Below are 10,714 nucleotides of genomic sequence, written 5' to 3'. Positions count from 1 at the left end.
CCATTCGGGCTCGGCGCTGATGCGCGACCTCGGGCTTGCCGGTGAGATCATCGACGCGGCCATCGAAGGGGCGGGCGCGCGACCGGTAACGCTGAAGATGCGCCTCGGCTGGGACGATACGCACCGCAATGCGCCGGAACTGGCCCGGATTGCCGAAGGCAAGGGCATCCGGATGCTGACGGTGCACGGGCGGACGCGGTGCCAGTTCTATACGGGTGCGGCCGACTGGGCGGCGGTACGCGATACGGTCGAGGCGGTGTCACTGCCAGTTATCGTCAACGGGGATATCCGGGATGTTGCCTCGGCGCGCGCGGCGCTCGCGCAATCGGGCGCGCACGGTGTGATGGTCGGACGCGCCGCGATGGGCCGTCCCTGGCTGCCGGGCGAGATTGCGGCTGCGCTGGAAGGACGCCGCTGGCGGATGCCGGAGATGGCCGCGCAATGCGACAGCCTCGCCGAACAGATTGCGGGTTCGCTGGCGCTCTACGGGCCGGACCTCGGCCTGCGGATGGCGCGCAAACATGTCTCGGCGGCAATTGAGCATCTCACCGTTTCGCTGCCTGATGCGGCGCGCCGCGCGCTGCGCGCACAACTCTGCCGGATAGAAGATCCGGCCGAACTCACCCGCGCCGTGCGCGCGGTCTATCTCGAACGAACCCCCGAGGAGCTGGTCTGACATGCCTGCGCTTGACCAAACGCGCCCTGCCAACCTGTCGGAGCTGGCGCCCGTCGCCTTGCTCCACATCGATGCACGGCGGCGGATCTGCAATGTGAATGCGGCGGCAGAAGCGCTGCTGCAGCTGTCGCGCCGGGCGCTGATCGACCGTCCGCTGAGCGAAGTGATCTACCATGACTCGCCGCTGTTCGAGTTGATCGACCGGGCGGCGCGCGAGCCTGCCGAGATCACGGCACCGTCAACGCCTGTGTCCGGACCCTCGGTGCCGACGCGGACGATATGCGACGTGCGGGTGCGCAGTGTGGACGGGGGTGACTTTATCCTGGTGCTCGGCGAAGCGCCGGCGCGCGACCCGTCGGAAGGCATAGCCGGCGCGGCCGGGTTCGGGCGAATCCTCGGCCATGAAGTGAAAAACCCGCTTGCCGGCATCATCGGAGCGGCGCAGCTGCTCGAACGTCAGGGCCTCGCCGAGCAGTCGGAGCTGCTCGACATCATCAAGGACGAAGCGCGCCGCATTGAGCGACTCGTAAACCGGCTCTCAGCTTTCGAACTTTTCTCGGCGCCGCGCATGCAGACCTGCAATGTGCACGCCCTGCTCGACAAGGTGATTGCCGCAGAGCGAGCCGCGATGGGACCGAAGATCGAGTTCAAGCGCGAGTTCGATCCCTCGCTGCCGGATATCCAGGCAGATCCCGATCACCTGCAGCAGGCCTTCCAGAATATCGTGCGCAATGCAGCCGAAGCCGCGTCCGAAGACAGCGGCCGGGGCGAAGTCACCGTTCGCACGGCCTATGCGGCCGGACTGGCCATGCGGCAGGCCCGGCTCGGTTCGGGACTGAGGCGCGCAATGCTGATTTCGTTTGAAGACAATGGTCACGGAATCCCGCGTGAACGCCAGGCGACCATTTTTGATGTTTTCCAGAGTTCAAAGTCGGGGGGGCGTGGACTTGGGCTTTCTGTCGTGAGTGAAGTCGTGTCCTCTCATGGCGGTCAGATACGCGTTGACAGCCAGCCGGGCGCGACCCGGTTCACAGTTCTCTTGCCGCTCGTGGAGGCCGGCTGACATGGCTGACAAGACCGTTCTACTCGCTGAAGATGATGCGAGCATTCGCCTGATCGTCAACCAGACGCTCGTCTCGGCGGGCTACGAGGTGCGCGCGACGAGTTCGCCAGACGCCTTGCAGCGCTGGGTACGCAACGGCGAGGGAGATGTTGTCGTCACCGACGTCTATCTCGGCGACACATCAATCTTCGACCTCTTGCCCTCGATGAAGCTGGCGCGGCCGGACCTGCCCTTCATCGTGATGAGCGGGCAGAACACGATTCTCACAGCAGCTTCTGCGGCCGAGCATGGCGCGTTCGATTACCTGCCGAAACCGTTCGATATCGATGTGCTCTCAAACCTGGTCCGGCGCGCGCTGAAATCGTCGCCGAGTGCCGAACGGCTGATCCATCCCGAAGCGCAGAAGGCTGTGCAGGATGCAGGCTTGCCGCTGATCGGACGCTCCGATGCGATGCAGGAGGTCTACCGGCTGATCGCCAAGGTGATGAACACGGACCTCACCGTGCTGATCGAGGGCGAGAGCGGCACCGGCAAAGAGCTTGCCGCGCGCGCAATCCACCAGCTTGGCCATTCCAAGAACGGCAAGTTCATCGGGCTCGACCTCGCGGCGATGCCTGCGGCAGAGATCAACCGTGAACTCTTCGGCGTGAACGGCACCGACGGCGCCGTGCACATGAAGGGCGGCACGCTGTATCTCGACGAGATCGGTGACCTGCCGGCCGAAGCGCAGGCGCAGCTGGTTAAGCTGCTGCGCGATTCCGGGGGAGCGCGGCTCATCGCTTCGACGCGGCGCAATCTCGGCAAGCTCGTCGAAGAGGGCAAGTTCCGAGAAGACCTGTATTACCGCCTGAACGTGATGCGGCTGGCCATACCGCCGCTGCGCTACAGGAAGGAAGACATTCCGGAACTCGCCCGCGCCTTCCTGATCCGCGCGCAGCGTCAGGGGCTTGCGGCGCGGACGTTCGAGAAATCCGCGCTCGACCTGATGGCCGCCTATGACTGGCCGGGCAATGTGCGCGAACTCGAGAACCTCGTGATCCGGCTCGCCGTGCTCAGCTCCGACACGATCATCACGCTGATGGATGTCGAGCGAGAGATGCGTATGGGCGCGTCCGAACAGGCCGGCAGCCATGCGGGGTTCGAGGCCGAGGTGGAGGCGTTGCTACACCGCTATGTGATGGGCGACCTGGTTTCGGGCGGGGAAAGCGGCGCATCGATGGTCCACAGTTCAGTGATCGACCGGGTGGAGCGCCCGCTCATCCGGCTGGCGCTGTCGGTGACCTCAGGCAACAAGGTTAAAGCGGCGCAGCTGCTCGGCATGAACCGCAACACGCTGCGCGCGAAGATTAACGCGCTGGGAATAGCAGAAGACTGATTGACGACCAGCGATTCCGTGTCCTTAATGCATCAGTGTTGCATTAAGGGCACGTAATGTGTGTCCGGATTGCCACGGGGCTGGGGCCCTAACAGAGCCGGATTGCGTGTCGACAGCTACAAACTCAACGGCGACGAAAGCAAGTTGGGCCCTCTTCGAGGGCCTTTTCATCATCGCGGCCCTGGTTGCGGTGTTTGCGACTTTCATTGCGATTTCCGGCGCTGCGCCGAACGATCCGACAGCGGGCGCCACGCCCTGGCTGCTCGGACTGAACTTTGTCCTGCTGATCGTGCTCGCCGTCATCGTGGTGCGCGAATACCTGGCGATCCGGGGCGGCAGCAATGACGGCGGTGGCAAGCTGGCGCGCCGGTTCGTGCTGTTGTTCGGCTTCTCGGCGCTCATTCCCTCGATGGTCGTGGCCGTGTTCATGGGCGCCTTTATCACGCGCGGCCTTGACCGCTGGATTGGCGAACGCGTCGACCAGCTGATGGAGCAGAATACCGAAATCTTCCGCACCTATGTCGATAATTTCCAGTCGACTTTCGAATCCGACATGCGCCTCGCCGCAATGGACGTTGAGAATTTCGCCAAGCAAGTCGATCAATCCCTCGGCGGACCGGGCATGCCGGAAGTTGCGGCCTATGCATCAACCGAGTTCTTCGACGGCCTGCGCTCCGAACTCGCGATCCGCGAGTTCCTTACGATTGCCATCCTCGGGCCGGACGGTGTTGACCTGATCGCCGAGGCGAGTGTGCAGGACGCCATCCTTCTTTCCCCGCCCAAGGCCGCGTTCGACGAGGCCGGCAATGGGGCGGTCGCTACCACGCTCTACGAAGGCCGGGGCATCGCCACTGCGCTGATCCGGATTTCGGCGCCTGTCGACGGATACATTTACGCCGTGAAGGTTTTCGACCGGAACGCCGCACGCTCGCTGCGCGAAGCAGAAACAGCTCTGGAAGAATACAATGCCGCCAAACGCAACAGCGGCCGGCTGCAGGCTATATTTGTCATCGGTTATACGCAGATCGTCGGGCTTGTTCTCCTGCTGGCAGGCCGGTTGGGCCTTGAGGCAGCGGGGCGGATCACGGGTCCGATTGGCCGGCTGGCTTCGGCAGCGCACGCGGTACGCGACGGTGATCTGAATGTGCGCGTGCCTGTGAGCGGTCCTGCGGATGAAGTTCATGCTCTCAGCAGCTCGTTTAATGCAATGACCGAACAGCTTTCGGGCCAGCAGAACGCGCTGATCCGCGCCCGAAAGGAAGAGGAAGAACGCCGCCGCTTTGTGGAGACACTGCTCGGCGAGATCGGCGCCGGCGTGATCCGGGTGGACCGGGAAGAGCGCATTACGCTGGCCAACCGGTCGGCCTGCGAAATACTTGGCGTGGACGATGTGCCGGAAGGTGCCCTGCTGGCCGATGTTGCGCCAGCATTCGAGCGGACCGTGCGCGACACGTTCGAGCGCAACGCGGCGGTGGACGCAAGCCTTGAGCTGACGCGTAATGGAGAACCCAGAAGCGTGCGCCTGAAATCGGCGCCCGAGGCTTCGGGCGGCTGCGTGCTGACTTTCGATGATACGACGAGCCTGATTTCTGCCCAGCGTCAGCTGGCGTGGCGAGATGTGGCGCGCCGGATCGCCCATGAGATCCGCAACCCGCTGACGCCCATCATGCTTTCGACCGAACGTCTGCGCCGGCGCTATGCGTCCAAGATCGACGATACGGACGGCGTGTTTGATCGCTGTATCGAGACGATCTTGCGCAAGGTCGATGACATTGCGCGTATGGTCGAGGAGTTCTCTAGTTTCGCACGCATGCCGAAGCCGAGCATCGCCCCGTTTGATATGTGCGCCGTGTTGCAAGGGGCAAGTTTCGCGCAAAGCGTAGTCTCACCCGATATAGAGATCGTGCTTGATACAGACCTTGCATATGCGCCGTTCCTTGGGGACTAACGCCTGCTCGCGCAGGGGTTCGGCAACCTTCTCAAGAACGCAGCCGAAGCAATTGACGGCCTGCCGATCGAGAATGATGTCTCCGGTCATATCCGTATCATCCTGGCGCGCGAGGCCAGCGGGCTCGAGATCGTGATCGAGGATAACGGACCGGGTTTTCCAGCCGAAGTGCGCAACCGGCTGCTGGAGCCGTATGTCACGACGCGCGAGAAGGGCACGGGGCTCGGTCTCGCCATCGTGAACCGTATCATCGCGGATCATGGCGGCTCAATCTCGTTGCAGAACCGGCCAGACGGTTTGCGCGGCGCGCGAGTGCGTGTGCTGATGCCTGAAAACGGCGCACTGGCGATGCAGTCAGCCGACACGGCCGGCAATGATTTAGTTCACAATGACGGGCATGTGCCCGGTTCAATGAGTTTGTAGAGGAACGATCGAATGGCACTCGACATTCTAGTCGTGGACGATGAGCCGGATATCCGGGAACTGATGGCCGGCGTCCTTGGCGACGAAGGTTACTCTGTCCGGACGGCAGATACAGCAGAGCGCGCACTTGAGGAAGTCCGTTCACGGACGCCGCGTCTGGTGATCCTCGATGTCTGGTTGCAGGGCAGCGGCATGGACGGACTGTCACTGCTGAAGTACCTCAAATCGATTGACCCTATCCTGCCGGTCATCGTAATCAGCGGGCACGGCAATATAGAAACGGCGATTGCCGCCATCCGGCGCGGCGCATTCGACTTCATCGAGAAGCCGATCAAGGCGGACCGGCTGATGCTCGTGGTGGAGCGCGCAATCGAGTCTGCGGCGCTTCGCTACGAGAACGCGGCGCTGCGCAACCGCGCCGGGGACGAGGAGCGCTGGATTGGCAACAGCCAGGCGGCGGCCACGCTCCGCGCCTCCATCGACAAGGTGGCGCCGACCAATTCACGGGTGCTGATCTCCGGACCTGCCGGTGTCGGCAAGGAATTGGCCGCGCGGCTCATCCACAAGAGTTCAGGGCGCGTGCAGGGACCGTTCGTGGTCGTCAACGCCGCGACGATTGCCCCGGACCAGATGGAGATTGCTCTGTTCGGCGAAGAGGATTCGCAAGGCCGCACCATACGCGTCGGCTTGTTCGAGCGCGCACACACGGGCACGTTGCTGCTGGACGAAGTCGCGGACATGCCTATCGGCACGCAGAACAAGATTCTCCGGGTGCTGACGGAGCAGCGCTTCCAGCGGGTCGGCGGCCGGTCGGATGTCAGCGTCGATGTTCGGGTCATGGCGGCGACGACGAAGGACCTGCGCGCCGAGATCGAGAAAGGTAACTTCCGCGAGGACCTGTTCTACCGGCTCAGCGTTGTGCCGCTGCGTGTACCGTCGCTTTCCGAACGACGCGACGATATCACAGAACTTGCCTCCTATTTTTGTGAGCGCATAGCGGAAACTTCCGGCCTGATTTTCCGGAATTTCACGCCGGAGGCCCTGGCCGTCCTGCAGTCGATGGAATGGCCTGGAAACATCCGGCAGCTACGCAATCTTGTGGAGCGGATCCTGATCCTGTCGCCCTCCGATTCGACCCGGCCGATCAGCGTGGATGAGCTGCCCCGTGATCCCGGCCGGTCGGCTTCCCTGGCGGCGCAATCTGGTTCGGCAGACCTTGTGGGCCTGTCATTGCGGGATGCGCGTGAGCAATTCGAGCGCGAATACCTGACCCTGCAGATCACGCGGTTTAATGGAAACATATCGAGGACGGCCGAATTCATCGGTATGGAACGCTCGGCCCTCCACCGAAAATTAAAGGCTTTGGGCATAACAACAGGCGTGCGGCACGATAGCTGACCCTGGGCTGAAAGGCTGAACTGATGCACGTTCTGATCTGCGGCGCCGGGCGCGTAGGGCAGGGAATTGCCCGCCGGCTTGCGCGTGAAAAGCACGAAATCACGATCATCGACGAAAACGCGGACTTGGTGGACCAGGTTTCGATTGATCTCGATGTGCGCGGCATTGTAGGCCATGCAGCGCATCCGGACGTTCTGAAACGGGCCCGTGCAGCCGATTGCGAGATGATCATCGCAGTCACGCACTTCGACGAGATCAACATGGTGATCTGCCAGATCGCCCACACGATTTTCTCGGTGCCGTTCAAGATCGCGCGCGTGCGCGACCGCTCGTATCTGGATGCGGCGTGGAAGAATATCTTCTCCCGGGAGGGCCTGCCCATCGACATGGTGATCTCGCCCGAAGCAGAAGTCGGCGACGCCATCCTCCAGCGCTTCCGGACCCCGGGTACGATCATGAGTGCCGCGTTTGCGGGCGGGCGTCTCAAGCTTCTCGGATTTGAACTCGGCGCGGACAATCCCCTGATTGATCTTCCGGTGGACCAGATGCGCGGCGTATTCCCGGATCTTTCGGCCCGGGTCATCGGCATCGGACGCGGCGCCGAAATCCGCGCGCCGCGTGGACGTGATGTGCTCAAGCCGGGTGACCGGGCCTATATCGCGGTCCTCGATGTGCACGCTGAGCGCCTGACTTCGATCTTCAACCGCGACCAGAGCCGTCTCGATCATGTCGTGATCATCGGCGGCGGCAATGTCGGCCTGCATGTTGCGAAGGTTCTGGAGAAGGAAAGTCACATCCGTGTACGGTTGATCGAGCGCAGCGCGGAGCGTGCCAACAAAGCCGTTGCGCAGGTCAAGCGCTCGATCGTGATCCAGGGCGACGGCCTCAACCCCGATATCCTTGCCGAGGGCGGTGTGGACAGGGCTGATTTCGTTATCGCCATCACCGACGACGACAAGACCAATCTGCTGATCAGCAATCTCGCCAAACGCGCCGGCGCCAAGCGCGCACTCGCGCTCATCAATGCGCCGGAACTTGCCAGCCTGGCCGCCGACATGCGCGTGGACACCGTGCTGGATCCGCGCGCTCTGACAGTCTCGCAAGTCCTGCTGCGCATGCGGCGCGGAAGGATCCTCGGTCTGCAATCGCTGGAAGACGGGATGGCGGAGGTCGCCGAGGGCGTAACGCTGGAATCGTCCTCCCTGATTGGCAAGACGCTCGGTTATGACGACCTGCCTGAAGGCGTCACGGCCGCGGCCGTGCTGCGCGGCAACCAGATCCTGATGGCGGATTCGGATGTCATCGTCCGTCCGGAAGACCATCTCGTGATCTTCTATGAAGCGGAGATGGTTCGCAGCGTTGAGAAGTTCTTCCGGGTCAATCCGGACTATTTCTGAGCCATGAATTACGCCTCAGTCGCCAGAGTCCTGAGCCTGCTGATGCTGATCGTGGCGGGCACGGCCGTTCTCGGCGCCGGGATCGCCGGTGCGGCGGGAGAAGGCGCGCAGGTGCTGTCTCTCGGCGTGACGGCAATGGGTATCGGGGTGGCCGCCGCCAGCGTTCTGCTGCTGACACCCTCGCCGAAACGCCGTGCGCGGCCATCCGACGGTCTCGCGGTCGTCATCCTCTGGTGGCTCCTCACGCCGCTTGCCACAGCGATGCCGTTCGTCTTCGGGGTGGCCAACAGTTCTGTGATCACGGCGGTGCACGAGGCGGCCGCCTGCCTCACCACGACCGGCCATTCGGTCATCCGTGTAGATACGGAAGGCTGGCCGACCAGTCTTATCTTCTGGCGCGGCGCCCTGCATGTGCTGGGGGCTTTTGCCGTTGTGGTAACCGCAGCCGGGGTCTTTGCGGCGGTCAACCTTGGCGGCCCGGGCGTCCACAAAACAGTGCTGTTTACCCTTCCCGAAACCAGCTTCTTTGACGCGGTGCCGCGCATCCTTGTGCCGGTGGGGCTGATGTTTGGCGTCGGGATCCTTTTTATCTTTGGCGTGTTGATCGTGCTGGGCGTCGATCCCGGCAGGGCGCTCGGAGATGCCGTCAGCGTGATCACGACGGGGCTGGTGCATCCGGACGCGCTGGAGCGCGCGCCGGGTTCATCGGGCGTGGCGGTCGCCCTCGGAACCGGGCTCTTCCTGGGATCGCTGGGGCTGGCCTTCTGGTTACCGTTTCGTCGCTTCGCCTGGGCGGGCATCGTACAGGACCCGGAAATCGCAATGTTCGGCATCTTCGCGCTGCTGTTTACCGGCTTCGCGGTCCTCGCAGGCGTCGCCGCCGGAGATGCGCTGGGCTGGTCCATTTCCACGCTGTCCACATCCGGAATCCCGCTTGGCTCGCCGCAGGCGGCGCAATCCATTCCGTTGACGGTGTATGTGATGCCTTGCCTGATCGGCGGCTCGGCGCTGGCGGCCGCCGGCGGCATCAAGCTCGCCCGTGTCGTCGTGCTCGGCCAGCGGGCGGGCCAGGAGTTCCAGCAACTTGGATATCGCCGGTCCGTCGTCAGCTTCCGGTTCCGCGACCGGGAACTGGACGAACGCAGCGTGATCGGCGTCTGGGTTTACTTCGTAGCCTACGTGCTCGCGGTGTTCCTTTTCCTGATCGGGTTCAGCTTCATGGGGCTCGGATTTGACGATTCCATCCGCCTTTCCATCGGTGCGCTGACGTCTTCCGGCGCCCTGATTGCGGGCGCAGACGGAAATCTGGGCTTGGGCAGCGAGATTCTCCTGATCGCTGCCATGCTTTTGGGCAGATTGGAGATCCTGACCCTGCTTCCCGCGCTTTCACTGAGCTTTTGGCGGGGCTGACCCTTGCGCACCTGCAGCAAAGGACTTAGCTCGGGGGAAATACCAAAAACAGTAGCAGGAATACAAAAGCCATGTCATCGGACAAGAAACAGAACCTGCAGGACACTTTCCTCAACGCCGTTCGCAAATCCCGCACGCCGCTCACCATCTTTCTGGTCAACGGTGTGAAGTTACAGGGTGTTGTCACCTGGTTTGACAACTTCTGTGTACTTCTCCGGGGAGACGGGCGGCCGCCGCAACTGGTTTACAAGCACGCGATCTCTACCATCGCGCCCAGCGCGCCAGTCCAGCTCTTCGACGAAGAGATGGACGGAGACTGATCCGGATTGACTGACAAATTCGTTGATCGCCTTCCGGCCCCGGAAATCGCCGGCGTGGTTATCCCGTGGTTCACGCCTGCAGACCGTCCGACACCGGACCGTCTGAGGGAAACCTCCGGCCTTGTTGAAGCACTTGGATGTCAGCTGGGTTTTGTCCGGCCGGACCAGGTGCGAAAGGTCAATCCCTCCTACCTGCTCTCCGGCGGCATCGTGGACCGGATGGCCGCGGACCTCGAAGCCGAACAGTGCACACTTGCGGTCATTGACGGCGCGCTGACCCCTGTCCAGCAGCGCAATCTCGAAAAGCGGCTTGGCATGAAGGTCATCGACCGGACCGGTCTCATCCTCGAGATATTCGGCCTCCGTGCACGGACGAAAGAAGGCCGGTTGCAGGTCGAGCTGGCACGCATTCTTTACGAGCGCTCCCGCCTCGTACGGACATGGACACACCTGGAGCGCCAGCGCGGCGGTTCCGGATTCCTGTCTGGTCCCGGAGAAAGCCAGCTGGAAGCGGACCGGCGGATGTTGGACGACAAGATCGTCCGCCTGCGGCGCGACCTTGATGAAGTGAAACGCACACGCGCCGTGCAAAGGGCTGGGCGCCGCCGTACGGGTACGCCGATGATCGCGCTTGTCGGATATACGAACTCCGGCAAGTCGACCCTGTTCAACCGGCTCACCGGCGCCGACGTCTTCGCCAGGGA

General features: G+C 62.9%; 10 protein-coding genes. All 10 read left to right on the top strand.

Annotation, left to right across the window (positions count from 1 at the left end; genetic code table 11):
- Nucleotides 1-676 (top strand): tRNA dihydrouridine synthase (locus WEA77_RS15380; protein WP_368068750.1); only part of this gene is annotated, 676 nt, incomplete at its 5' end.
- A gap of 1 nt (nt 677) precedes the next feature.
- Nucleotides 678-1,739, top strand: coding sequence for a nitrogen regulation protein NR(II) (locus WEA77_RS15375; RefSeq protein WP_368068749.1), 1,062 nt, complete (start codon nt 678-680; stop codon nt 1,737-1,739).
- 1 nt (nt 1,740) lies between these two features.
- Entirely contained in the window at nt 1,741-3,114 is a 1,374-nt protein-coding gene (locus tag WEA77_RS15370) for a sigma 54-interacting transcriptional regulator (RefSeq protein WP_368068748.1), read from the top strand.
- A gap of 106 nt (nt 3,115-3,220) precedes the next feature.
- Nucleotides 3,221-5,062, top strand: coding sequence for a HAMP domain-containing protein (locus WEA77_RS15365; protein ID WP_368068747.1), 1,842 nt, complete (start codon nt 3,221-3,223; stop codon nt 5,060-5,062).
- A 3-nt stretch (nt 5,063-5,065) separates the two neighbouring features.
- The gene (locus WEA77_RS15360) at nt 5,066-5,485 is read left to right on the top strand and encodes a PAS domain-containing sensor histidine kinase (protein WP_368068751.1); all 420 of its coding nucleotides are present in this window, start codon (nt 5,066-5,068) and stop codon (nt 5,483-5,485) included.
- Between the two features lie 12 nt (nt 5,486-5,497).
- The gene (locus WEA77_RS15355) at nt 5,498-6,883 is read left to right on the top strand and encodes a sigma-54-dependent transcriptional regulator (protein WP_368068746.1); all 1,386 of its coding nucleotides are present in this window, start codon (nt 5,498-5,500) and stop codon (nt 6,881-6,883) included.
- Between the two features lie 23 nt (nt 6,884-6,906).
- A complete protein-coding gene (gene trkA / locus WEA77_RS15350) occupies nt 6,907-8,280 on the top strand; it encodes a Trk system potassium transporter TrkA (RefSeq protein WP_368068745.1) in 1,374 nt (457 codons plus the stop codon).
- Nucleotides 8,281-8,283: 3 nt separating this feature from the next.
- Nucleotides 8,284-9,690: a potassium transporter TrkG gene (locus WEA77_RS15345; RefSeq protein ID WP_368068744.1), complete on the top strand. Its 1,407-nt coding sequence runs from the start codon at nt 8,284-8,286 to the stop codon at nt 9,688-9,690.
- Between the two features lie 71 nt (nt 9,691-9,761).
- Nucleotides 9,762-10,010, top strand: coding sequence for an RNA chaperone Hfq (gene hfq / locus WEA77_RS15340; RefSeq protein ID WP_368068743.1), 249 nt, complete (start codon nt 9,762-9,764; stop codon nt 10,008-10,010).
- A 6-nt stretch (nt 10,011-10,016) separates the two neighbouring features.
- Nucleotides 10,017-10,714, top strand: a 698-nt coding sequence (hflX, locus tag WEA77_RS15335) for a GTPase HflX (protein WP_368068742.1), incomplete at its 3' end; no start/stop codon positions are given.

This window comes from Hyphomonas sp. (assembly GCF_040882205.1).
In the GTDB taxonomy this organism is placed as follows: Bacteria; Pseudomonadota; Alphaproteobacteria; order Caulobacterales; family Hyphomonadaceae; genus Hyphomonas.
Note: the sequence above shows the minus strand (reverse complement) of the source record. Positions and strands in the feature narration are given on the sequence as shown.